Origin of the sequence: Paenibacillus sp. FSL E2-0201, assembly GCF_037963325.1 — a bacterium.
In the GTDB taxonomy this organism is placed as follows: Bacteria; Bacillota; Bacilli; order Paenibacillales; family Paenibacillaceae; genus Paenibacillus_AQ.
This window is the reverse complement of record NZ_CP150154.1, coordinates 983,296-1,009,880: the sequence shown is the minus strand read 5'-3', so window position 1 is coordinate 1,009,880 and position 26,585 is coordinate 983,296. Positions and strand designations below refer to the sequence as shown.

Sequence of the window (26,585 nt, the reverse complement as noted above, 5' to 3'; positions counted from 1 at the left end):
AAATTGATCACACATATTTAACTTGATCGCCATTTTTAAGGACTATTGTGGCTAAAATGGCAAAATAAGTCTTTTGCTTTCTTTCTCATTAATTCTTACTATATATGAAGGTAATGATGAGGGTTAATTAATAGAAGTATTGAAGGAAGGAGCTTAAGCATGAAGAAAAAGGGACCGTTATACGCTTTATTTCTCAGCCTAATTTTACTCTTGCCAGGATGCAGTTCAATCGCTGTTCTGAATCCGAAGGGCCCGGCTGCGAGAACTCTGTCTGACACGATCATCCTCTCCATTGTTGTGATGCTCGGTGTTCTAGCAGTTGTCTACATCTTATATGTCTTCGTACTATTGAAATACCGCGCTAAGAAAAGTAACGAAGATTATATTCCTCCTCACGAGGAAGGAAACAAATGGCTGGAGGCCATCTGGATTACGATTCCGATTATTATCGTGGCATTCCTCTCCGTGGTCACTGTCAAAACGACAGTAGATGTAGAAAACGTTGCAGCGGATTATAAAGATCAGAAACCGCTTGTAATCTATGCTTCCTCCTCCAACTGGAAATGGCACTTCAGCTATCCAGAGGAAGGTATTGAAACTGTAAACTACGTGAACATTCCAGTTCACCGTGCTGTCGAGTTCAGATTGTACTCTTTCGGTACGATCTCAAGTCTCTGGATCCCACAATTGGGAGGACAGAAATATGCGATGAGTGACATGCTTACAACACTGCATCTTTCAGCAGATACTGTAGGTTCTTATACCGGAAGAAATGCGAACTTTAATGGTAAGGGTTTTGCCCACATGGAGTTTGAAGCCCTTGCGATGACTGATAAGGACTATCAGGAATGGGTAAAAGACGTTAAAGAAACAGCAGGTCCATTGACCGAAGATGAATTCAAAAATCTTTTGAAAATGGAATATGTCGGACGTAAAACTTACACCAATACTCACTTATCCTTTAGCCCTCCTCCGGGAGATCATGGCGACCATATGAGTAATAATGGCACCGAAATGGATATGGATAATGGAACGACGGAACACCAGGATAATAAAGAAATTCACCCGACTCCTGCACCATCTAGCGAGACGGAATTCAACAGTGAACCTAATCCAGAACTGGATGAACAAAGCACTACACATGACGGACATTAGTCAATGTTAATTGAGCAACTTGAAAGGAGCGATTCCTAATGGATTGGGATAAATTTAAGGTCCACGGCGAACCCCTGATTTACGGGGCAATGGCAAGTATTGTTCTGGCTACAATCGGGATTATCGTCGGCCTAACCTATTTTAAAAAATGGGGATATTTATGGCGCGAATGGTTAACTACCGTTGACCACAAACGTATCGGGGTTATGTATATCCTCGCTGCGCTACTAATGCTTTTCCGCGGCGGCGTTGACGCTATTATGATGAAGCTACAAACCGCAGCCCCAGACATGAAATTTCTTGACGCACAGCATTACAACGAGGTATTTACAACACACGGCTTGATCATGATCCTCTTTATGGCCATGCCGTTTATTATCGGTCTGATGAACGTTATCGTACCGCTACAAATCGGTGCCAGAGACGTTGCCTTCCCACGTCTTAACGCCGTCAGCTTCTGGCTCTTCTTCTTCGGAGCAATGTTGCTTAACATCTCTTTTGTTATCGGGGGATCACCAGATGCTGGTTGGTCTGCGTACTTCCCGCTGGCAAGTATAGAGTTTAGTCCAACGGTGGGTAACAACTACTACTCACTCGCGCTGCAAATATCAGGTATCGGTACACTCATCACAGGCGTTAACTTTATTGTAACGATTCTGAAGATGCGTGCTCCTGGCATGAAGCTGATGAAAATGCCAATGTTTACATGGTCTGTACTAATCACGAACGTAATTATCGTATTCGCATTCCCAGTGCTTACGGTAGCGCTCGCTTTGATGATGTTCGACCGGTTATTCGGCTCTCAATTCTTCACGATGGCCAACGGCGGTATGGATATGTTATGGGCCAACCTTTTCTGGGTATGGGGGCATCCAGAAGTATATATCGTTGTACTACCTGCCTTCGGTATTTATAGTGAAATTATCGCCACCTTCTCCAAAAAGAACCTGTATGGATATACATCCATGGTCTTTAGTATGTTGATCATCTCCCTCTTGTCCTTCTTAGTATGGGCTCACCATTTCTATACAATGGGTCAAGGCGCTATGGTTAACAGTTTCTTCTCGATTACTACCATGGCCATTGCTGTTCCAACAGGTGTGAAAATATTTAACTGGCTATTCACCTTACGAAAAGGGCGAATATCATTTACGACGCCGATGCTGTATTCGCTCGCCTTTATCCCGATCTTTACGATCGGTGGGGTAACAGGTGTCATGCTGGCCATGGCCAGCGCCGATTATCAGTACCATAATACAATGTTCCTAGTAGCGCATTTCCACTACGTTCTCATTCCAGGTGCTGTATTCGCCGTAATCGCAGGTTTCCACTACTGGTTCCCTAAAGTATTCGGCTTCCGTCTAAACGAACGTCTTGGTAAACATGCCTTCTGGTGGATTATTATTTCCTTTAACGTATCGTTCTTCCCACTGTTCCTTCTCGGACTTAAGGGAATGACACGTCGACAATACACTTATTCTGCGGATACCGGATTTGGTCCGCTCAGTATGGTCTCGTTCATAGGGGCGATAGGTCTTACAGTCGGATTTGTAATTCTGGTGTATAACATCTACTGGAGTACACGTTATGAACCAAGAGATACAAATGGAGATCCATGGGATGCACGTACACTGGAGTGGGCAACGAAAAGTCCGATTCCAGCTTACAACTTCGCAGTGGTTCCAACCGTAAAAACACGCGATGCCTACTGGTTCTCTAAACAAGATAAAGTACCTCTATACGAAGACAAGATTACTAAGATCCATATGCCAAGCAATACAGGAAAACCATTTATTCTGGGTGTTATCTTCTTCGTTGCAGGATTCTCTCTGGTATTCAGTCTCTGGATTCCAGCCATTATCTCCGGAGTTGGTATCCTCATCGTTCTAGCTGCTATGTCCTTTGATCGGGATCACGGATTCTACATCCCAGCAGAAGAAGTTATTGCTACTGAAAAGAAATTGCGGGGTGAGACAGTATGAAAATAGATGCGTCTAAGCCGCTTGAGTACTCAACAGAGGAGAATAGTAATAAAATCTTTGGCTTCTGGGTCTTTCTAGGAGCAGAGATTGCACTGTTCGCTACGTTGTTCACTGTTTACTTTGTAATGGTAGACCGCTTCGCTAGCGGCCCTAGCGGGCCGGACCTCTTTGAAATTGGTCCAGTGATGATCGAAACATTGCTGCTCTTGACAAGCTCGTTTACAATCGGTCTTGCAGTACATGCCATGCGGCATGGCTACCAAAAAGCCATGATGGTCTTCTTCGGACTAACCCTGTTAATGGGTCTCGGCTTCCTTGGTATTGAAATCACGGAGTTTGTCACTTATGTTCACGAAGGGGCTACACTTCAAACCAGTGGTTTCCTATCCAGTCTCTTTGTACTGCTGGGAACACACGGAGCTCACGTATCGTTCGGGTTCCTGTGGGGTGCGGCTATTCTAATCCAGTTGAAGCGTCAAGGTATTAATCCGGCTACGGCCAATAAATCCTTTATCTTCTCGCTGTACTGGCATTTCTTGGACGTTGTCTGGATCTTTATTTTCAGCTTCGTCTATCTGAAAGGACTGATGTAGCATGATGAAGCAACTGTTTCCAATTCGCCATGTGATGGGTTTCTTAGCCTCTCTTGTCCTTTCTGTGGCTGCACTTGCCGTAATCTATCTGGATCTATCCAATACTGCAAACATGGCTATCCTGCTTGTTACAGCCCTCATTCAGGCTTCCCTGCAGCTCTTCCTGTTCATGCATATTGGAGAATCAGCGGATACCAAGAAAGAACTTTATATCAATATCGCCTATGCCTTATTCGTTGGCTTAGTTACGATCTTTGGTACGCTCTTCATCTTCGTATGGGGCTGGTATGCTTAATTCCATTCATTAACACACAAAAGGACGTCTCCAAAGCCTAAATGGCTCTGGGACGTCCTTTTTTTTTCATTTCGCGTTATAATCTAAATCGTGCTAAAGTCTTCTGCAGATCTTCCGCCAGCACCGCTAAATACTGAGCTGATGCGGACATTTCCTCCATAGCAGACAGTTGCTGCTGACTAGCTGCACTGGTGTCCTGAACACCCACTGCCCCTCTATTGGATATAGCATTGACCTGTTCCATTGCTGCCGCTACACCTTGTGACTCTAAAGAGACATGCGCAACCGCCTCTCTAATCTCTTCGGTCTGCAGCGTAGCCTCTTTAATGGAACTTTGAATCTCATGAAACGCTTGAGATACGAACTGACTTTGAACTACGCCGTTAGAGACTAGTTCAGAGCCTGAAGCCATTGATTCTACTGCTTTTTCAGTTTGCTTTTGAATATGCGTAATAATATCTGTTACTTTCAGTGAACTGTTTCGCGTCGCTTCTGCAAGCCCCCGAATTTCTCCAGCAACTACAGCAAAGCCACGTCCATGTTCTCCAGCTCTCGCTGCCTCGATAGAAGCATTAAGCGCCAGCAAGTTTGTCTGTGTTGCAATTCCGTTAATCGTAGTAATTATTGTATTTATATCCTGAGACAGCTCCCCAAGGTTACTAATAATCTCTTGGCTCTGAGTTACGCTGGAGTCGATTTCCTTCATCTGTTCAATAATGTTATCTACGGCGATTACCCCTCGATCTGTTGAACCAGAAGCAACTCCCATAAGGTCGGACATTTCAAAACTGCTACTTTCTACGGCCGAAATATTATTAGTCATAGCTTGTATAGACTGAGAGGTACGATTAATGCTTTCCGTCTGTTCATCAAAGCCCGCTGCAATCTCACCTGAAGATTCGGCGATCATTTGCGAAGCCAGCGAGGTCTGCTCAGCACTAGCGCTCATCTCTTGCGATGAGGCTGATAACAACTCTGCACTCTCCGCGATACCTTGCATCATCTTTCGTAAGCTCTCCAGCATATTGTTAAATGAGCTATTAATTTGGCCGATTTCATCCTTAGCGGTATACGTTGCTATGACGGTTAAATCTCCATTTTCCGCCCGCTTCATTAAACCTTGCAGTTCCTTGAGAGGTTTCGTAATCAGTCGAATGATTGCTACACTAAGCACGATACAAATAATCCAAGAGAACGATATCAATACTATACTTTTAGTCCTCATTCTTTCAGCGGAAGCAGTGGACTCTAAGTTATATTCTCCAGCTCCCTTTAGCAACGAATCGCTTATTCCTTTAAGCATATTGATCATTTTCTCACGAGAAATACTAAAATCCCCCGTGAATACTTGAAAGGCCTCTTGTCTACCTTTGCTATCGGCAATCTGAATAATACTGTCCCTTTGTGCACGATAGTCTGTTAGGGAGGACTCATATTCCTTTATTTTGCTCAAAATGGCACTATCATTGTACTGGACGGTCTTCAGCTTGTTCAATAGATCATTATTTTCCTGAACTTTTCTCTTAATGCTCTCTAACAAGTCTTTGTTCTTGTTTGCATCAACGCTAATCAAACGCTCCAAAAGAAAGGCTTCAATGGCCCGATTATTTGTACGCATTTGCCCCACGTAAGAAATTGGCAACAAGTTTTCATTGTACGTCTCTTTTGTTTTTTGGGTCATTTTGTCCATGGTGGTAAAGCCAGTTACCCCCACGATGTTCAACATGACTACTGAAAATACTAAAAGAATTCCAATCTTGAACTTCACTTTCATATTCTTCATCTACATTCCGCCTTCACATAATCTAACTCACTATCTATTTTTATCGGTTAAAGAAGTGAATTGTTTGATGATTTTAAATAAAATTATGAATGAAATTGTCGAAAAAAAGTGTCTGTTGTCAAATATTGCAACGAACAAAAATAAAAACGGACACTCGATCCGCTAATACTCCGAATCGCAGTGCCCGTCTTACGAATAATCAAACGTACTTATTCACCCGATGAATAGTACCAATATACCGTATCACCGTTCTCTAAAATGTAGCTGTCTGCACTTATACTTGGATCAGCATCTCTATTCGTCTTGTACTTCCATCCACTGCTAGGTCCGCCATCAAATTCGGCCAAACCATCTATAGATTTCACGTATTTACTACCAGCGTTTCCGGATGATACTACCTTATCCCCTAATTGACTGATCAGTAAGCTATAAGCTGTCTCACCTTCTTTTAGAGCTACTGTAGTATTGTTAAGGATCGTTCCCTTCTTGCTATCCCCAATGACTGACAGGGTGGCCGTAGCTTTAGCAGGAGTAACAACACCTGAAGTCATGTTTAGTGACTGAGTATAACGCGCCACACTAGGCACACTATCTTTAGCATATCCGGTAACAATGATCGTATAGGTATTCGCTGGTAGACCTTGGTCAAATGCAGCTACACCCTTAGCATTTGTGATCGCCTTCTGATCACCGATCAAGACCTGCACGCCAGCGGCTGGAGAAATCACTGGATCGGAAGTAAAGGTATCCTTATTCCACACCCATTTTTTCTGAGAAACTGTTACTGTGAAAGCTTCACCCGGCTTCGGCTGTGCGGGAGATACAACAGCAGTATCAACAACCTGTGTGGTTTCTCCGGCATAATAGACAAGAACACGGTCGGATTCCTGTAATTCAAAGCTGTCCATGCCCACACTAGGATAGATCCATTCTCCGCTGCGCCATACAACGAAGCTCCACCAACCGTCATAAAGACCTTGCGTAATGCCATAAATGCCAGATACAAAATTACCATACGACGATTTCGTGATATCTACTTTAAAATCCTTAGACGCCGCCAATTGCTGCAGTGCTTCAAGCGCATTGGAAGCCTTTAAAGTCCCCTCACCGATCAGGCCTTGCGGACCTTCAACGGTAAGTGAAGCCGTTACATTCTTTGGAATCACCTTTAGATCTTGAGTATATTTAGCAATCGATGGTGCTTTTCCTTCACGATAGCCTGTTACAGTCAGCTTGTAGTCACCTGCTGGAACATTCCCTGAGAATAACGCTTCACCTTTTGCGTTCGTTGTTACGATGCGATTTCCAATTTGGACCTGAACGCCAGAAGCTTTGGCAATTACCGGAGAGGACGTATTCGTTACAACGTCCCATTTCCATGTCTTACTAGTCACTGCTACAGTAAAAGAATCGCCCTCTTTGAGGCTTGGCTTGGACACCGTTACCGAATCAACAAGTTTAGTATCATCTCCGGCATAATAGACCAGAACCTGATCTGAATCTTTAAGCACAAAATCGTTCATTCCAACATCTGGATTAATCCATTGACCATTACGGGATACAACATACATCCAACCATCGTAACCGCCATAGGTTCCAGCCAGAATACTTCCAATTCCAGTGACATAAGCACCGGAAGGATTCGTGATTGGCAATTTCGTCTGAAGAGCCAGCTTTTCTAGTGCACCTAATACGTTGCCAGCATATCCATATCCCTGTGCTAAAGTACTCTCAGGACCCTCTACAGTAATCGGTGCATAGATAAGTGCATTCTGAACGGATGACTTAGAAAAATCGTACAGTTTACTGTTGCTGCCTTTATGAAGTAGATTGTAGGCTACAAGCGCCTGAAGGCCCTGTTCTGTAGCTAGAATATTGCTGCTTCCGCCACGGCTATGAGCGAAGCTGCCGTCAGCGAGACGGTAGCTCAGTAGATTACCGATCAAACTCACTTTATTCTTGGTATATTCTAACCCACTTGGATCTACACCAAAGGATGTGAGACCTAGAATAGCTTGTGCTGCACTTTCAGCACTATCTCCGTAACCTCCATGGCTATCCTGAGCTTTGGATAACCAAGATACGGCTTGTAGTCCCGCTGTGTAAGCTTCCGGATTACTCTTATGTGCCGCTAGAGCGGTCAAAGCTATTGCTGTCATATCGGGCTCACTGGCGCCTGTAGTTAAGGCAAAGCCACCGTCTTGATTTTGCTTGGAAAGAATCTCAGCAAGAAGCTTATCCGTTGTCCATTTCGCATCTTTAGGAATATTATATTTCCCTGAGTCCAGTGCGAGCAAAGCATAAACCGGATTATTAAGCGTCTGTCCACTGATTTTGTCATGATTATAGATCTTCTCTATTAAGTTATAGCCAGGACTTGTTCCGCTTCCAGCAAAGCTGGTAGGATCGGCTCCTATTGCTCTTACTGCGAGTACAATTCTCGCGTAATCCGTTACGCTCGCGAAATTCCCCTCTGCATCTTTCACCTTTTTCTCAAGAGCTGCTCGATAACTTACTGGCAGCTTGTATCCCGCTTGAGCCAGCCCAATCGCTTGCCAATCCGACTGCACGCCACCCTTTAAAATAAATTCCGCAGCCGTATAGGTCGCATCCGCAACATTAATCCGTTCTACATTAGCAGCAGAATCGCCAGATGCTTCCTGCCCGGAGCTAACGCCCGCCTCCGCAAAGATGGTTCCTGCCGGAGCAAGTGATGTTCCAAGAATCGATATGACCATGAATACGGCCAGTCCAAGTACAAAAAACCTGGAGGAGAATATTTTCTTCATTGTTCAGCCTCTTTCTTTAAAGGAATGGATACTACACAAAATAAGAGCGCACAACATAAAGACCGCCCCTATGAAGGGCGGCCCGGGAAGATAACAAATCGAGGCTGGGGCGCGTGAACCTCTACGACCACACAGTCTATCTGTATATGTTCCACATTCTTACCCCACGAAGAATAGAAACGCTCACGAAAAAGGCAGGTCTCCTGGCTAATGCTTCATTGCCGCTCTTCACCTTCCCGTCCTAACTACTGACAGTGGTTCATAGAAGAGCCGCTCCGCATTTACAGTGGCGGGACCGCGCCGGAATTTTACACCGGACTTCCCTTTTAAGCAGACTCTGATTTAGGGGAGTCTGCACCTTTTCCAATATGTATTATCTTATTTTCATAATCATATCTATTAATACACAGCATGTCTATAGAAAAGCTTTGTATGAGCAACAAAAAAAAGAACAGCAGAACCAAACCTTTCGGTATCGTCCTGCTGATCAGAAATTACTTTATTCGGCTGTTCCTTCCGGACTTGCAGTTGCCGAAGGTTCAGCACTTGAGTTAACACCCGTTGTATCCTTTGGAGCGGGATCTACGATCAACGTAAATCTACCAGCCTTGATCATGCTATGCTCGACGATTGTCGCACCCGGCTCCATAGTAACCTCCACCTGATAGGAAGGTTGCTCACCTTCTGTAATAGCTGTCGCGGACGGCACAACTGTGCTGCCCTCTGCATCAGAGGAAGGTGTAGGAGATGGAGATGCCTCGTCTGCAGTATTAGTAGCCTCTACGCCTTCCGCCGTCCCCGCAGTCGTATCAGCGGCGTTCGTATCGCCAGATAAGTCTCCATCCGTTGACGGCACTGAACAAGTCCCAGTGCTAGCAGCAACCTTAAAGCTCTTATCCACTACATCGGATGAAGTCATTAAACTAATGTCCGTCGGATTAAATTGCACACAATCATCCGCGTTAGCAAACGTGAACACCAATACACTGCTTCCCTTATCTCCTTCGGTACCTAGATCCTTCAGGTATACGGAAGCCGGAGGAAGCATATTGCCTGCACTCTGAACAGGTGTCGGTGCAGGGGTTGTCCCAGGCAGGGCCGTCTTTGGATCTTCCGGACGCAGCATACTGAATACGATAATTGTGATAATCACCAGAATGCCAGTGATGGAACCGGAGATCAGGAGTCGAAATCGGCTGCGGCTGATCCAGCGCGCCAGCGGGGAAGCCAGCTGGGAGCGAGCCTCATTGTAGACATTTTGTAGAGCAGGCCGAGCTGTAGCGACATAGCTTTTACGAAATTCACGATTCTTGAATGCCTCGCGGTCACTGCTCTGGAAATACTTCAGAATCGCCCGGCGGTATCCCGGGTGAAGCTTTTTATTCGATATCGTAAATAAAGAATTTCCTTGAGACCATGCAAAGAATCGATAGATCACATCCTTGTCGTTACCAGCTTTATGCTTAACTAACTCCAGCAATGCGTCATAATCCAGCGGACCACCCTCGCGTTGACTCGTGTAGTAGAAAGCTAGTGGAAGACGTTCAAACGGTTCTAACACCCGAGCTTCCTTTAGTAAACGGCGACCGAGCAGCTGTACATCATCCAGCTCCTTCGGAGACAAGCCTGCAAATATCTCTTCATTCGGCTTCTCTTCACCAAACCAGCGATAAGCAGCGCGGAGTGCATTTTCTTTCTGCTTGCTAATTCTATCTAGTGGCGGCTGCCAATCCACAACATTGCCATAACGTAAGAAAACAACCTCTAATAAGTCCTCCTGCGTCATTTCAGTAAGAGATAGCCGATTCAGCAAGAATCTGTCTGCAGATGCTGCAAGATCCTGCATGAGCGAGAGTACTTTAGGAGATACGCCTGTCCCTCTACGTCGATCTTTCTCCGCTTTATCTACAGTGCTATGAATTTCCGCCACCGCAGCAACCGGATCCGTCTCCAGTTGTAGCTTTTCCAGCAAGTAATCCCTTACTGCATCCTGAGCAAAAGGTTGCTCTAACGCAGCTGGCAGAAAACGGCCCCAATGGAGTACAAAATTCAGAATGTCCACAGATTTAGATGCAGCAATTAGTCTTGACTCCATATAAGGCTCTAATAACTGCTTGCGGAAGTACGATTCAGACATTACCCGTTGAAAAAACGCAGCACTTAGCTCATCATTATTTTCAATGATCCCGTAAGCTGCATTAAGAACATCTTTGCGTCCCGCTTCCACGCTATGAAGCATTCCATTAATGAAATAATCAACGATTCTGACTTTGTAATTATGATCCTTGAGCATAAAATAATCTTTAAAGCACTCCATAATAGCAGGCTCTGGAACATTCCTTTGCCGGACTAAATCAAATTCTCGGTCGAACCGCTCCAAGAAAATATCGTTCAGTCGGATTCTGGAATGAATAGCACCCTCCGCCTTAAGGTAAGAGAGCAATCCGCTTAGCACCGCGCTCTTATTCTCTGTATATAAATGCTCATTCCCCTGCTCAATCTCATAAAATACAGCTAACTCATTATAAAAAGCGAGCGATAGCTTATGCTCAGGGCTTTCTCCACGCAGGATCTGATCAGCAAAACTTACGAAATCGTCAAGATCCCCTGGATTTAGAAGTAACAGCTTCCAAACCAAATCAGCATACGGCTGACGAGACTCTCCAAAATCCACATTCCCCATCCGACCTGAAACCAAATCAAATGTAAAATCCTTCTCGATGTTGCGATCACCGGGACGAAGCGAACCTTTTTCCACAAAGCTAAGATGAATATATTTACGGCTTTGCGGTTCATTGGCATACGTAATCACGCCTAATCTACGGCGGAATTCATACGGCAGCACGCTATATAAAATCTCTGTAAGCTCCACCGCACGTGCGGACAACTCCGTGATAGATACATTAAGGGCAATATAGATTTTTTTCTTACCTGCCACAGAGAGCATCACCGCTTGCAGCAATGCCTTAAATATTCCTTCATTAATTCCTAACAAGCGTAAGCCCGCTATAGGATCAGGGCGACGATCCGTACGTATAACTGGAATATCAGACAGCTCCGGCAAGGTTCCGCCTAGCTCTCCGTCATAGCTTCTTGCGAAATCAGCATGTAGCCAATCTCCGTAGTTCTGAACAATCTCTTCTGATCGTGAGGCAGGAACTACAAAGTTATGTGCGAAAAAAGCGCTGCGTTGGCCCGTAAAATCCGTTGCTTGATAACGACTCATCCCAATGACTGTGTCGCCATTCTCTGCATGGAACAGGTGCAGCGCACTAGGATATACAGACTCATCCTTCTCTCCGCGCGCAGCCAGCTCAGCCGGAGCATCATAGAGGCAGAAGGGATGCAGTGTTTTTTTGATAAAATTATTGTCTAGACTGTCCGACTTCGCGACCGTATCAAAGCCTTCTGTGGAACGAAACAATCCGCGGCGTTCGCGGGTGTACATCTGTTGGGCGATCTTAGACCCTGAGAATGCATTCACGGGCCGTCGCTCCCCTCAATATACTTCAGCTTATGCAGCAGCCAAATAAATGGCTCGTCTACACGAATCGGGCTTACCACACCCTCAATCTTCTGATTTACAGGATTACTGCCCAGAGCAGATACCGCAAAATAGCCCGTATTTGAGAAGTAAACATCCATCGTATCTTTAAAAGGTCTGTCCACTTTACCAATAAATCTGCGAATCTCTCCGTCGATATTATGGAACTCATCCATATTCAATGTTTTGCGATGAACATAGTTATTGAATACATTACTGTTAGACTTGATGTAATCGCCATCCTCATCCTTCAGCGAATGCAGCATATCACTTTTTGCAAGAACGACTGCTGTTGGAATGTCTGTTTTGCTCTTTTCCTGATAGGCGATAAAATCACCGAACATTGTCAGCACAACGTCACGCGGCTCGTCATATTGCGAGACCCATTCTCCCGGACGATCGCCGATATTAATATGAATCTTCTCACGGATCGAACGGATTTGCAGCGGATCGACCATAAACAGAATACCGGCAGAGTTCTTGATATGCTGACCATGTAGTCCCAGATAATCCTGATCCACCATACCCTCACCTGCTACATCGAAGAACACGAGTGTCAGCGGCGGCTTCTCTTCATCCTTAAAGACGAATTGAAAAATAAACGGCTCTTGCATTTTTTCCTTTTGTGTAGAAGCAAGCAGATCCCCACGCTCAAAAAGCGGTTCTTCATATAGCGTACGGAACTTGCGGCTAATCTCTGCATTAAGCGGCATACAAGCGGCATCAAAATGTCCTGCTGTCGTATGCTGCAAGGTATGAATCAGCGCGGTCATATACACCGACTTCCCGACTTGGGAAGCACCGATAATCGAGATAATGTTACTAGGAACTTTACCTGCAGTCACAGGCAGCTCGTTATGACAGGATGGACAAAGCCGTCTGCGTGTGAGCACTCCATAGCGATCCGTAAGCCCTGTTAACACATGATCGGTATAATGATGGTATTCTTCCGGAATATCCGCCGGATTAATGATCGCTTCTATGTCATCCACCGTATCGAGCCCAAAGCGCTCACGGTATTTATTTAAGGCGTCATCCTCGCCCAGCGCGTAATTCTCATCGTCCTCTCGGCTATGCATAGCCCGAAAGACCACATCCTCCGGAGAGAACTTGGTGAAGCAATAAGGACACACTATATCGTAAAAAAGCGGCCTTGGCTCCGGCTGATTCTTTTTCATAAAACGGCTAAAAAAAGACATCTACTCATCCTCCCAAAAGTTGTATCTGCGTATCTTACTATGGACAGGCAATGTCCAACAATCGCTTGTACGCGTAGACTGATATCTTACTCCGGCACCAACTCGTAATAAAGCCCATACTTAGGACCATCGGTGAAAAAGATGCGTACAAAATCATCCTTACCGATCTCGATCGGCGGGAGTACGTTTCGTCCAGGGGCGAAATCTTGTACAAAGGGAAAGAGAATACCATCCTCTTTCCCTGCGGGATGTCCTCCCCGTTTCTTAACATAACAGAGGACATCCCGGGCTACTGGAACTTCTGCCGTAATTGCCATATGTACGGTCTTTTGTTTTCCGAATAATCCTCTTTTTTGTTGAATGGAATAATAAATTCTGGCTTTGCCTGCACTGACCACCACACGGTTGGCACCGTCATTTTGCCTCACCAGCAGTGTCTCTCCGTTCTCAGCAAGGCGAGCAAATATGGTATAGGAGACTAGGCCGATCTCATCCAATCGGTCACGGTATCCATTGTTAGACTTGTATTCCTCACGAGTATAGAGCTTCATTCCGACCGGCGGAATATCTCCTGTTCCCATGGAAGCCTCTTCTGCGGAGGTCTTGTGGATGTACACTGCCTGCACGCCGTCCGGCCAGCGCCATCTCAGCGTACAGAACCGGTCATCCACTTGAGATGTCACATCCGTTATTACCAGAGCGGAAACATTATCCTCGGCGTACCTCATTACTGTAAGCCCCTTTCAACTACTAGAATCCTTTGCTGTTCCGATTTCTCCGTCGGCCAGGAAAGCTTTCTGACGTTGGAGTTGACGCTGCATTATTTCTTTTATTACGGTAAATACGTCCTTCTCCTACCGGAATGACGCCTGTAAATAATGAGATGATTGCAGCCAGTATAAGAACAGCTAGGAGGCGAATAAGTCCATCAGTGAAATTATGACCGCTAAGTCCGAATTCCAGAACAAGTCCTGCGAACAACCCTGAGATTACGCCGCCAATCCCGAAGCTTTTTGCTAAATGACGATTATCAAACATAATGCCAAGTCCGAGTCCAAGTCCAGCACCGATTAGCATCAGCGACAAAATACGAACTGCAGCATAGTATGGACTATCTGCTGTAGCATCACTGCGCACCGTAAGCAATGTACGATCTCCCAAACGATCATAGATTTGCTGGAATACATCACCCAAAAGGGCCGTATCTGTCACATCATAATAGTGACCGCCTGTTATTTTCGCAATATCCTGCAGCAACTGGGTACCCGCAGGATCCTGCATCCCCAGACCAATGGTATTTACAGCAATTCCACGATCTATATAGGTCTGCAATTCTCGTGAAGTATCGAAATTGCTCACGCCATCCGACAGCAAAATGACCATAGCGCCCTGATTTTTTTTGCCGTCACTGTCTATCTCTTTAAGTGCTTCCGAAATCGCACCGCTAATGTTCGTGCCACCCTCAGTTGGCTTCAAATTATCAATTGCAGTCAGCACCTTCTCACGATTCTGTGAATCTGAGAGTGGTGTTAACGGCTGGACAACTACTGCTTCGTGGTTAAATGTCACCACCGCTACCTGATTGTCATTGTCCATTCTCGCAATTAACGCCTTAGCGGCTGAATAACGGCTGTTATCAGGATCACTCTGCGCCATACTGCCAGAGTCATCGATAGCCATAACTACATTCTTAATCGGCTTCACACCGCCAAAATTCAGCTCATAAACAAACTCCGTTAATGCACCTACCCCAAGTGCAAGTACAAGCATTATAGGCAGCAGCTTCCAGGATAGACCTAGGTAGCGCTGCTTCCATGAGGCTCCGTTTAACCGAGGCGAGATCATCTCCGCTAGCAGGCAACCGATGCCGATACCGAGCGCTACTATGGCAAAATAAATGCCTACGAGCAAGATGGAAGGCATATCATTGTACCAGCTTAGCAGCCACTCTCCAAAAAGAAAGGCGACCCCGCCGCCGATCAGACTGAAGAAGAGCAGGAGCAGATTGATTTTTCGCTGCATCTTTATACTTCCTTTCCGGGAGAAACCTGAATTGTACTCCGATGTTTTTAACATTGTTCGGGGGTTATGCTGCCTGATAAACGGGCTACCCGGATGTGTTATCATCCCCCAGATTGCACTTTGTGCAATAGAATGGAACAGAAATCACATCTATTTCAATTCTATTGCATAATGTGCATTGGAAATAAGGAGAAATGTCCCTATTTCAGATATCTTCTTAAATCTAATGTACTAAATACAATAGAATTCTAATTAAAGGCTGTATCCGATGATTCTATTGCACAAAGTACAATAAGAGACTCAAATTGAGACTACTATCTATTACGACGCCATCAACGCATTTCGGGAAGCTGATCCTCACTCAATCCATGAAGCTGATAACCATTCTGAGCATACGTTTCATAATAAACCTTACCATTACGGTAATAGAGCAGATCCTCTAAATGGAAACCGCCCATCAGATTTAGCTTCTCAACACCACTTCTACGCTGCTCATGCACGAAGCCTAAGCGGTAAATGCGAGTCGTCTCATCCACACCAAATGCGTAGCGCAGGAATTCAGATGCACTGTCTCCGAAGAAATATTTTTCCTCATGACGATGCTCTTGCGTGTATTCGAACAGACGAACATTGATCGTCGCGCCATCCTCCAGATTATGATACAGACGCTTGAACAACTCTTCCTTCGATAGAACCTGGCGGTTCTCATAAGCAGCCGCAACATTCGCACGCCGCAGAAGCTCTTCCTCGAAAGATAGGGCAAACGGATCTGCCGTTAATATTTCCCGTTGGCAAATGCTAATCAAGCGTTCCGCTACCGCTTCTTTGCCTTGCTCTAAGAGCTTAGAAATGCTGCCCATATACTTCTCACTGAAGAAAATCCCTGGGCCACGCCGAGTTTCGATCTCTTTCATCACTTCTTCTGTGACGACTCGGTAGTATTCCATCACGTTCTGGCCAGTGGTTTCGTTCGTTCGCCCAATGCTGTCCATCACAGTAATACGCAGCTCTTCTTCGAGCGTCTCCATAGCTTTCACACGAGCCACACTTTCCACATGAAGCTGCTCAAGCGCAGATTCCAAACGACTGCACAGCGCAAGCTCACTTTCCATACATAACAGCTCATATCTTTTACCATAAACCGCTGAGAATAAATAATGAATGAAATTACGTACCGTTCGTTTGTCAAAAAGCGGCACTCGCTGGAACGGCTGGCGCTCCACACTTTCCGCATAAAGATCTTCAAGCTCATCCTGTGCGGAGACCATTGCTGAACGCAGTCCAGTCATATGCTGACGTAAAGCATGCAGCACACTGCCACCCTCATCGCGATCAGCTGTCCACTCCGCAAGCTGATAGAATGTTATTGCTGGCGTAGCTGTTTCCTGTGCCGCCAATATAGTGCGCCATCCACGAAGCGGATGAATACCTTCTACTCTCCGGTTAGACTCTGCGACAAAATTATTGCGGAAATAAGCTTCACCCCCGTCACCGAACAGCTGCTGTTCAGCTTCACGTAGTGATAACTGCTTCAGCTCATTGTAGGACGGACGTCCGTGGCTCATTAGCCCCGTCATTTCACTAAGACCGTCTTTCTCCGGAACTAGCTGCGTCGCATGCTCCCGCAAACTGTCAGGATCCAGTCCTAATAGGGATTGACGCTCGCGCATTGTCCACGGACTCCCCTCACGCATATCCGCTGCAAGGCGCCGGAAAGCGTGATACAGCACAGCCAATGCAATCTGAACATTAGGTCTTCTTACTCCAGAAAAGCCCGCAGAAGCATAGCCTTGTCTTCCTGTACTGCCTCTGATACCGCTTTTGAAAGTCATATTGTTATAGCCACCGTGTCCGGTTGCCTGATCAGAAGTCGGACGGACACGATTCTTAAGTAGACTGATATGGGAGATGATCTCATAGTTATCATCCATGCCGTGAGCAGACATCATGCCGCGCTCATTCTTATCAGAGAGCAAATACACAAGGTCAAATAATGCAGAAGGACCATGGCCAACCGGAATCGACAGACCATCTTCGGTTACAAGCAGCGGTGCGTTAAACGTATAGTCCGTTGCTTGCATTCTGTCCAATTCACGCAGAAAAGCCAGCCCTACCGAGCTGGAATATCCAAAATTATCCCCTTGCTCCCGCTCATTGATTAGAGCGTAGAGATCCGTCTGAACCGACTTAAAAGACTGGCTGAGTATTGCACGAGCCAGCAGTGTAATTTCCGGCAACAATACATTAAGCGGGTCATCGACCCGCGTGATGATTGAAAGATGAATCACGTCAAAAGATGAATATAGACGTCCATAATCCGCTATACTGTTGCTCAGCCGCCGGACAACTTTATTCATTTCAGCAAGATAACGTGTATCCTCATGAAACTTGCGGTAAAGCTCATGACGCACAGTCCGTGGATCTGACCCTGCCATATCCGGCAAGGCCATAGCCAGCACCCGGTCTCTTCCTCCCGCATCAGATCCACTTTTGCTTCTGTCTGTTCCCTCGCTCTTCGCACCTGAGACAGCATGTAGTGCCATAACACCGCCGGCGTTATCCCATTTCCGTTCGCAGCTATCCAGCACCGGACCGATAGCCGGAGCAACCTTGTCGCCTACGAACAGAAACAGGGCAGGGTAATGGATGCTGCTGCGTCCATCCCCCATGCTGCGCCTTGCCTCTTCCTGTGCCGCATATTGTTCACCATAAGATAATACCTGTGTTTTGATCATAGGATTATTTCAACTTTCTGCGGATACTGCCCAGCTTACTTGTCATGCTCTTGTAGAAGCTGTACATTTCATCGCCGCTCTCATACTCTACCCGTTCGTACTCCAAGCTGTCGCGTGCTTCCAGGAACGATACATACAATCCTTCCAGCTTATAGAGCAATGGAGTAACGTCCTCAGCAGCAGTCATTTCACTTGCACGACGAGCTGCCTTACGCAGCAGAACGCTGCGGCTCTTCTCATCCAGCTCCCGGAAATGGCGGTACACGGCATATTCCACGTAGCTGCGCTCTTTCATCAAGTTGGCAAACGGCTCCCAAGCGTCCTCTTCTTCATCACGATCATAAACATAGAGAGCGCCTTTCTTGATAATGCTGTCCGTGTAGAGCGCCTCGATGAATTGATCCATCCACTTATCTTCATCCAGATATTGATGGAGCAGACCTTCAAGCTCAGCAGCTTTGGCAGTCAGTTCAGCATACTTGGCTAGCTCCGCGCGAACACGAGAAATCAGCTGTGGTGAACGTATAAGATTCTCCTGCGCCATTTCTTTGTTAATGCTGCCAAAGATATCTTTAATGCTTTCCCGCTCCAAGCCCTTCTCACGCAGATTCTTAAGTTCATCAGCCGCCTTCTTCACTTCGCCGAGATTCGGACGTGAAGAATTCAACTGCAAATCAAACCCGCTCAAAAGAGCATCCATATCAAATGGTTTCGTGAACACAACAGAATATCTGTTGCTTGTATTCTCGTCTACACCTTTTTCGATAATCACGCCGCTGGCCAACGCTTTTGCAAAGTCTGCACGCACACGGGCGTTATAATCACGGACACGGGCATTAACATAGGTGTCACCCCATGATTTTTCCGGAATCGGAGAAGGCAGATACGTCCAGTTGTTCTTATCCGTCATCACCAGATGGCGGCCGATCCCTTCCTTATCGAGAATGGTCCGCTCATAGTTCTCTTCAAACACCCGCAGCGGCGTGTATACGAAGAGTGGCACACCATTACGGGTGTTAAGCCAGAAAATACGGTTTTTCACTTGGCTTTCTTTGATCGTAAATTGCGATTTACCCAGCGCATTATTCTGATAATTACGAATCCCCTTCAGAATGCCAGGTGCTTTAACAGGCACGGAAACGAAGCCCCATGATGGGAAATGCAAGCTGCCTGAGCTATTGCTAAGGTGGAAGGTAGGCACAGCCTCTTCGTCCAACTTACCTGCGATAATTCGCTCTACGAATTTATCTAGCGGCTCTTCATGACCGAATTTCATCACAAGGAAGTCTTCCATCGAACGGGTGATCAAATCCCCGAACTTATCGCTTAGGAACTCCGAAATCGAACGAACGATATCTATCTCCTGTTCTTTGACCCAACGTCCGGAATGCTTCAGCATTTCACGGGTGAAGTCACGAATCAGATCGTCGCCGTCCTTCTGATCCATGATTTTGGAGATCGTCGCCGAAATATCCGGCACGTTAACAATGTTCCAATAATACGTTTTGTTTCCTTTATAATCCGCCTGCTCTTCACCATTGATAAGGATGTCTCCATTCTTGGCAAAAATCGAGCTAAGCGCACTAAGAATCTCTGTAAACACACCATAAATCCGATTGTTTTCATCATTTAAGAGCTCATATAAGTCCTCATAGAATTGAATCATTTGCTCTGTGCGTTCTACATCGGCATGCAACCAATACTCATTGATTTTAGCTTCAATATAGGCATTTTTCTTCTTCTCTTTAGATACAAAAGCGCTGCGAGCATCGCTCAGCTTCTCATCCGCACTGTCCTGTGCCGTTTCAATATCGCGTGGCAAACGCAGCAAGCTTTCACGTAACGCCTCAATATAAGACTGAATCAGCTTCAAAATACAGAAGCCCTTCTCGGTGTACAGCAAACGGGAAACGTAGAACGGCCCTTGCTCTGGGTGCAGGAAGATGCGCTCCAGCTCTTCACTGAAACGTCCTACTATTTCGCCAGGCAATTGTTTTTTCGATTTGATATATTCTTCACGGGCACGAGCCAAGAAGTTCTGCTCCAGCTCTGTATCCATGCTCACAACCTGATTCTTAACTACGTTGGCATGGCTCAAGCGTTCACTGTTCTCGTAACCTGGCAATGGCTCAGGCACACGGGATTCAAACGTCTTAATCATACTGTCGAGATCTATCCCAAGCTTGCGCGCGAATTTCTCTACATCCTCTTGACCAGGCGCCTGTTGGAACATTTTTTCCATTTTGTCAAACAAGCGGAAGGCCAGATAAGTCGTCATTTCCTCAATCGGAAGCACGGCAGACGAGGCACCGATAATGTTGTACTCATAGTTAGCTGGATATGTCTTATTCATCTGCGCAATGTTGGTGCGGATATTACTGATATAGTCATGGATCGCGAATTCTTCACCAGACTGTTTTTCTTCACTTGCCATAAAGTTCGTGATGTTCTCCGCCGTTACATTCATACAGTAATCGTACGCATTCTCAAGCAGCTTACCTTCGGTATTCGTTGCAGAGATCAAATGGCATAGATTAAACGGAGGCAGCGGTGAATTCACCGTCAAAATATTACCGTATTGCTGTTGGAATCGCTCGCCACGACTGTCTACATTCATCCAGTAATCCAGCTCTTTTAGCGCCGCATAACCGTTCTTGCGAATATATTCACGCGTATGCTCACTTAGACTTTTATTAGACAGGTTCACGTCCGGTGTAAAGAGATAACCCAGTGTGTTCACACGGTCAATACCAGCTGATCCATAATCACGTTCAATAATACCGCGTACGATATACGCAATATCAAGGAAAGCTCCACTACCGGTACCCCCTGACAATCCTGTCAAAAGGAAGACCATCAGCTTTTTGTTAGTACCTACGGATAATGTCTTAATTTTCTTATCAATCGCGCCTACCACCTGATTAATCTTGGTGAACAAGAGCAGACGTCCGGCCTGGCGCACACCAGCAGCACCGTTCATACCATCCGTAATGCTCAGCTCAGGCGACAGCCAGTCCGTAATATACGAGTCAAGAATACTGCGATTCTGCAGCAATCCGCCGATCTCAGCATTCGCTAGTAATACAAATTCATTCTGAGGATCGAGCCCGATCCCTTTGTATTTTTTTCCGCGATCCTGTTCATTCGTCTCAAAAGCTAGGAACTCTACATTATCCGGCTTGTCCCGTTTCTTCTTGGATATCGGATCTTCCGGCAGCTTAAAGCGGCGGTTAATCTGATATTTAAGACGCAGCAGGGCATCAATGCCCGTGCCGCCTAGTCCAATAATCAGGATCGGATTATCAATCGTATCCACCCTGATCTTATCACTGACAATCCCTCCGCCTAGTGATACATCCAATTGCTGTATATGCTCTCTTACTACTGGTTTCATATGCTTATCCTCCTAAAAGTTTTGCGGAAGCTGTACTTCAGATCTCTTGCAAAACCACTTCTATACTAAATATTCGAGATAAATCGTCTTATCTACCGTGTGTAGGGATACCGAAACGCGGTCACCACTCTTCAGCTCCAAACCACGTGAGGCATCCGCAGCACGTCCGGATCTCTCTACAGTAACACCTTCTCCGCTGCGTAGCAGCAATCGGTCGTTCTTAGCTGGTGTGAAAATAATACTTTCGCTTTCCTTCAGCTCAGGCGCTAATTGCAGCAGCTGATGAAGGGTAAATTTGCCTCTGAATCCAGCAAGCTTCTTATATTGTGGGTAGGTCTTCTCACCCGTATTGCCGTCTTTAACCTCGACTACCAGCTGTCCAACAAAACCACGTGCCGATTTCTTATTCAGCACATACCATGCGGCAGCGGCTGCCAACACCAGAAGAATACCACCAATAATGTAATACAAGGTATTGGACGAAGCTTCTTTCAGAGGTTCTTCTGTGCCAGTCCCTGTCGAAGGACTGGTAGTTGCAGCGCCACCTGCCTTCGCGCTGATTTTTACAGGAGCACTTTCACGATAGAAACTGCTTTCCTCTGCACGAACCTTCAGCTCATAGTCATGGATTTCTTTTACCTCGAAGGTGCCCTTAAAAACATCCCCGGAGTTATCTAGTTCGATTTCCTGTACATCACCTGTATCGATATCTGTAGCAAGCAGTACCGCCTTCATATCTTGATACAAATTACTGAGCGTTACCTGAGTACCATTGCTGAACAGGTGAGAGGTAATATCAATTTTATCACCTTTTTTATAGGTTGCTGATGGCAACGCATCGATCTTAAGCTCCAAATCGTAGTTGAAAACTAGATTAATATCAATTTTATCCTTTGGCACACCTTTGACCTGAAGCTTCCAATCTCCTTCTTGCGGTGACAACAGCTTGATCAAGCTATAAGTAGAAGACTTCGACAGCACAACATCCTTGGACGGGATGGCGACAGCATTTCCTGAAGGATCAGTTAGCTTCGCGGTCACAGGCTGTGACGACATAATTGAGATATTGGCTTCCAAAACACTGCCGTTAGGCACGTTGACGGTCACATCCTGATAATCCCCATTTGCAGTGATCGACTGCACAGGTACTACCTTTAGCTTCAGATGACTAGCAAAAATTTCACTAAGTATTTGCGGAAGATCATCTGCGGAGTCCGTCGAAAATGCTTTACCACCTGTCTCAGTGGACAGATCAGCGAGTTTCTGTTTATTCAGCTTGCCGTCTGCATTAAGCCCAATCGTATAAATGGGATAGCCATTCTTCTTGGCAACCTCCACAGCGGCGTTCAGTTCTTTATCCGATTCGCTTTGCGTCCGGCCTGTTGTTTTGTTGAAATCGTTATTGCCGTCAGCTAGCATTACGATGATTGGCTCATGTTTCGGATCGCTACCATTCTGGAGCACCTTCACAGCTTCTTCCACACCGACAGCAATGTCGGTATAAGCTCCACGGTCCAGTCCATCAATAAAATCCTTCAAATCCTGTTTATCTGTCTCTGAGTTAATTTCCAGCAGGGCCTTCTCCCGCTGTACCTTGTCGGTATAGGCAACAATACCTACTTTATCACCTTGGGTGGATAGCATATCTATGAACATTTTCATCGCTTCGTTCGCGACTTTGTTCTTGTCACTAGTCTTCATAGAGTTGCTGACATCGATAAGAAGCACCGCATCAATGTGAGATTGCACCGACGTTGCCGCATAGGCCTGAACAGCTGCAAATGGTGAGGCAGCAAGACATAGAGCCAGCAGTAATGCCGGGAAGATACGTTGTATAAGCGTCTTAGTTATTCTGTTACTTTGATATTTACGAAGCATAAATAGGGCTCCTCTTGTGTTATATTAGGCACATATGACAGCTTCAGCACTGTCGCTAAAATCTGTAAATAGTATGCCATTATGATATAATTAAACCTTGTAAACTTCAACTTTAGGACCGCCGGACCAAAGTAGCAATGCTGCATAGAATGATCATTCTATGCGCCATCCAGACTGCGAGGCGTCCATGAGAAAGGACTGTTCCATGATTTCATACGTCATTCTTGGGATTACGTTCCTAATTGCCGTAATTCAGATTTCCATCTATGCTTCACGCCAGCGTAAACCACTAACACGTGATGATATTAACGACCGCCTACTGGCCGCTTTGAACGGAGGCGATAAAGGCCGTGAATAAGAAAAGACCTGTTACCTTTCGGCCTTTCAAGGCCCCTCGTTACGCTTATGACAAGCTGCGCATTTGTCGCCACTGCGGGCAATACACCGCTCTCGGTGAAGATCGATGCACCAAATGCGGCAGAGCCTCACTTATTACGGTAGAGCAGCAAGCCGCATCCATTGCAGGAAGAAAAATGCATACACGCCTCCTATTCATCTTACTGCTCACATTAGCATCCGTCTATTTTGGAAATAGCATAGAGCAGATGATCCTGTGTGGTGCCGGAGGGGTTCTCCTCGCTGGACTATTGTACTATACGCAGCGAAAAGTACGGCAGAACGAGAATCTTCGTTCTCTTAACGAGCTGCTTGGCCGAGGGATCGGCATCATCAAAGAGGGGCTAGAGATCAACCGCCAGGAGGCTGTCTCCGTACTCCGTGAGGATGATGTCCTTGCCTACGAGAAGCTGCGTGAACTCTCCATCCTGCTTCGTGGTGACCGGATCGCACGGCAACGGATCGCCTTGCTGCATGGTTTTTTGCTTCGCAAGGACATGGATTTAGAACTGGAACAGCTACTTTTGAAGGATTTCGAGCCGCTGCTGGCCGAATATATCGGCGAGATCGCTAAAGTCCGCCCTGATCTGATCAAAGATCGTACACTGCGATACGTAAAGAACTATGAAGAAGAAATCCGTCATATGGATAATGGTATGACCATCCTTACGGGAGTTACCGGAGCCGCAGTAAGAATGAAGCGTTATGCCCTGCTCTACTCCAGTATGATCAGCCGATACGTGCAAGATCTACCTAAAGACCGCTTTATGCGGTTGTCCAAACTCATTGCTGCGAATCCCCATGAACCATGGAACGGACTGGACCATAGAGTAGCTGACATTCGAGAAGCTAAATATCGCTGGGACCCGGAAGTTCAATAGGATAAAGAATGATGTGAAACTATGCTTTCTTATATTTCGAAAAAAGAGGCTACTCTATATGACGTTCAAACAATTAATAACCCTGCGAAACTTTATGATCATTTTGTGTATAAGCATGTTTGTGTTGCTTGGACAGAAGGCTTTTCTCATCGCTGATAAAATACAAATAACCAAGGAAGCCGACCGTCTCTATGCTGCTGGCGATCTGATTAGTGCAGAGAATCAGTATCGCTTAGCGGCAGCAAACCATTCCATTCTTTATATGGAAGAGAAGGTTGCGAAGCGGCTTGATGAGCTGTCACCCATTACGGCCATCCGCCAAGGTTTGAATGCCTTGGTATCATCCGCTAAAGCACAAGCAGTGACTAAGGATTTTACCGGATTCATGAAAAGTTATGATACTCTCCTCAGCTTAAAAGCTACATATATGAAGCCCGGTGGGCCTTATGAATCCTATTATCGCCAGTTATCAACCGCTTCAGGCATTTCTGACCAGTTCACAACCTACTTCCGTGAGTTTAAGGAGCAATTTCTTGCCGAGCTTGCTCAGAATCAGAGTGGAAATACGAGTGAAGAGGACACTTTTAAATGGAATCTATTGCTGATTCCCGATGCTTATTACGGAAGCGCCGCTTCCAAGAATGAGTTGCTAGCCTCCAAGTTCAAAAGCCATGATACAGCTAAATTAAAAAACTTAGCAGGCACAGGAAACTTTTCAGGCATGCTGGAGAGCGCACTCTCTATGATGAATGCTTACAGCCAGCATAGTTACGATGCTCCATGGGTACTTCTACAGACAGAAAGCAGTGGAAAGATCATCCTGAACAAAGACCTAGAGGGCAATAACATAACCGCTTTTGCTGGGCATGCTGTAGCCTATCGTAATTTTGCGGGATCTGCGAATATCACCTCATCTAAAGTACTAACCTTAGTCGATACTAGTAAAGCTCAACTACTGAAAAATGCCAAGCGCATGATAAGTAAAGGTCAATATGCTGAAGCTATCCAGCTATACGGCGATCTTGCTCCGCTAGAGGATACTTCTTCCATCATTGCCGCTACAAGGTTGGCTTGGAATATCGCCGAACCTGTGCGCCTTCTTCCGGGCGGTGAAGAGCAAAACAAATATGGGAACGTCATCTCCAGCAAGGGACTACATGGTACAAAGGTCATTGTGGCTGGAACAGATAGCAATGGTGTACTCTATTATGCAGCAATGAATAACGACGAAAGTGTCATTACTTTAACTGGAAATATTTTACCGAATTTCGAGAGCCTTCGCAGTCTTACTTTTAATGATCAGCTCGCTGCCTCTTCAGGCTCTGGTGCCCCCGTAGTTCTGGCTGAATCCGAGGTCAAAGGTGGACGTACCCTTTTTACAGCATATGAAATGAAATCGGATGGTATTTCCCAGTTGTTCTCAATGTCTGGCGATAGCTACGAACTACAGTCCGATGATTCCATACTCGTACCTAACGCGGATCTCGGAGACGGTGTCGATGGACAGACGGCACGTTACCGTAAAGTAGACGGCAGCTATCAGTTTGCTGAGATTGTTCAGGAGTATGCTGTAATTTCAGCTTCCGATGTAGCGCTTCATCCTTTTGAAAAGGTATCTTTTCACTGTGAAATCGTCGCAGATAACTTCGGTAATATGCTTGCTTACTCAAATGGAGTTTATATTTTACTTCAAGGAGACTTAGGTTCCGTTACAGGTAACGCGTTAGTTAGTGGTCAATATCAGAACGGTTATCAGCTTGTTGGAACGGACATGGGAGAGCAATATGTTCCTGTGTTTGTGGTGGAATCCGTGGGTAGTATGAGTTTTAGACAGTAGAACATATGAGATAACTGCTTAGTCGAATTGTGGGATCTCTCGTCGTGACGAATGAGAGTCCCTTCAGCTTGTGGCGTAGATGTATTGCCTGAGAGAGCAAGC

General features: G+C 45.8%; 16 protein-coding genes and 1 riboswitch. Of the genes, 7 read left to right on the top strand and 9 right to left on the bottom strand.

What is annotated here, in order from left to right; genetic code table 11:
- Nucleotides 1–159: 159 nt before the first annotated feature.
- The 4 genes from qoxA to qoxD are packed head-to-tail and all read left to right on the top strand — an operon-like array spanning nucleotide 160 to nucleotide 4,025.
- Entirely contained in the window at nucleotides 160–1,155 is a 996-nt protein-coding gene (gene qoxA / locus NSU15_RS04420) for a cytochrome aa3 quinol oxidase subunit II (protein WP_042124378.1), read from the top strand.
- Nucleotides 1,156–1,193: 38 nt separating this feature from the next.
- Complete coding sequence (qoxB, locus tag NSU15_RS04415) at nucleotides 1,194–3,137, top strand: cytochrome aa3 quinol oxidase subunit I (protein WP_042124376.1); 1,944 nt, start codon at nucleotides 1,194–1,196, stop codon at nucleotides 3,135–3,137.
- Nucleotides 3,134–3,730, top strand: a complete 597-nt coding sequence (gene qoxC, locus NSU15_RS04410) for a cytochrome aa3 quinol oxidase subunit III (protein WP_042124373.1) — start codon at nucleotides 3,134–3,136, stop codon at nucleotides 3,728–3,730. The genes qoxB and qoxC overlap by 4 nt, the downstream gene beginning before the upstream one ends.
- Before the next feature lie 4 nt (nucleotides 3,731–3,734).
- On the top strand, nucleotides 3,735–4,025 hold the full coding sequence (qoxD, locus tag NSU15_RS04405; protein ID WP_036680878.1) for a cytochrome aa3 quinol oxidase subunit IV: 291 nt from the start codon (nucleotides 3,735–3,737) through the stop codon (nucleotides 4,023–4,025).
- A 76-nt stretch (nucleotides 4,026–4,101) separates the two neighbouring features.
- Here qoxD and NSU15_RS04400 read toward each other — a convergent pair whose 3' ends face one another.
- The 9 genes from NSU15_RS04400 to NSU15_RS04360 all read right to left on the bottom strand — a co-directional run bounded on the left by NSU15_RS04400 (nucleotide 4,102) and on the right by NSU15_RS04360 (nucleotide 23,369).
- Entirely contained in the window at nucleotides 4,102–5,808 is a 1,707-nt protein-coding gene (locus tag NSU15_RS04400) for a methyl-accepting chemotaxis protein (protein ID WP_076119842.1), read from the bottom strand.
- A gap of 209 nt (nucleotides 5,809–6,017) precedes the next feature.
- On the bottom strand, nucleotides 6,018–8,597 hold the full coding sequence (locus NSU15_RS04395) for a DUF4430 domain-containing protein (protein ID WP_339289351.1): 2,580 nt from the start codon (nucleotides 8,595–8,597) through the stop codon (nucleotides 6,018–6,020).
- Between the two features lie 175 nt (nucleotides 8,598–8,772).
- A riboswitch (cobalamin riboswitch) is annotated at nucleotides 8,773–8,974 on the bottom strand.
- 122 nt (nucleotides 8,975–9,096) lie between these two features.
- Nucleotides 9,097–12,081 carry a hypothetical protein gene (locus tag NSU15_RS04390; RefSeq protein ID WP_339289349.1) on the bottom strand — a complete coding sequence of 995 codons (2,985 nt, stop codon included), beginning with the start codon at nucleotides 12,079–12,081 and terminating at the stop codon, nucleotides 9,097–9,099.
- Nucleotides 12,078–13,340 carry a hypothetical protein gene (locus NSU15_RS04385; protein WP_042124368.1) on the bottom strand — a complete coding sequence of 421 codons (1,263 nt, stop codon included), beginning with the start codon at nucleotides 13,338–13,340 and terminating at the stop codon, nucleotides 12,078–12,080. Before NSU15_RS04385 ends, NSU15_RS04390 begins: the two co-directional genes overlap by 4 nt.
- Nucleotides 13,341–13,426: 86 nt before the next feature.
- Nucleotides 13,427–14,068, bottom strand: coding sequence for a beta-mannanase (locus NSU15_RS04380; protein ID WP_339289347.1), 642 nt, complete (start codon nucleotides 14,066–14,068; stop codon nucleotides 13,427–13,429).
- 22 nt (nucleotides 14,069–14,090) lie between these two features.
- Nucleotides 14,091–15,362, bottom strand: coding sequence for a vWA domain-containing protein (locus NSU15_RS04375; RefSeq protein ID WP_042124364.1), 1,272 nt, complete (start codon nucleotides 15,360–15,362; stop codon nucleotides 14,091–14,093).
- A 332-nt stretch (nucleotides 15,363–15,694) separates the two neighbouring features.
- Nucleotides 15,695–18,097: a transcription initiation factor TFIID gene (locus NSU15_RS04370; RefSeq protein ID WP_339289346.1), complete on the bottom strand. Its 2,403-nt coding sequence runs from the start codon at nucleotides 18,095–18,097 to the stop codon at nucleotides 15,695–15,697.
- A 4-nt stretch (nucleotides 18,098–18,101) separates the two neighbouring features.
- A complete protein-coding gene (locus NSU15_RS04365) occupies nucleotides 18,102–21,491 on the bottom strand; it encodes a tubulin-like doman-containing protein (RefSeq protein ID WP_339289344.1) in 3,390 nt (1,129 codons plus the stop codon).
- A 60-nt stretch (nucleotides 21,492–21,551) separates the two neighbouring features.
- Nucleotides 21,552–23,369, bottom strand: a complete 1,818-nt coding sequence (locus NSU15_RS04360) for a vWA domain-containing protein (RefSeq protein WP_339289342.1) — start codon at nucleotides 23,367–23,369, stop codon at nucleotides 21,552–21,554.
- Nucleotides 23,370–23,556: 187 nt separating this feature from the next.
- On the opposite strand from NSU15_RS04360, the gene NSU15_RS04355 reads away from it, so the two are divergent.
- Genes NSU15_RS04355 through NSU15_RS04345 form a run of 3 tightly spaced genes read left to right on the top strand, consistent with a single transcriptional unit; the run spans nucleotide 23,557 to nucleotide 26,483 of the window.
- Nucleotides 23,557–23,727 (top strand): hypothetical protein, encoded by a 171-nt coding sequence (locus NSU15_RS04355; protein ID WP_231574047.1) that lies wholly within the window; start codon nucleotides 23,557–23,559, stop codon nucleotides 23,725–23,727.
- Nucleotides 23,720–24,646 (top strand): hypothetical protein, encoded by a 927-nt coding sequence (locus NSU15_RS04350; protein WP_339289340.1) that lies wholly within the window; start codon nucleotides 23,720–23,722, stop codon nucleotides 24,644–24,646. The genes NSU15_RS04355 and NSU15_RS04350 overlap by 8 nt, the downstream gene beginning before the upstream one ends.
- Nucleotides 24,647–24,704: 58 nt before the next feature.
- Entirely contained in the window at nucleotides 24,705–26,483 is a 1,779-nt protein-coding gene (locus NSU15_RS04345; RefSeq protein WP_339289338.1) for a hypothetical protein, read from the top strand.
- The last annotated feature ends 102 nt before the right edge of the window (nucleotides 26,484–26,585 follow it).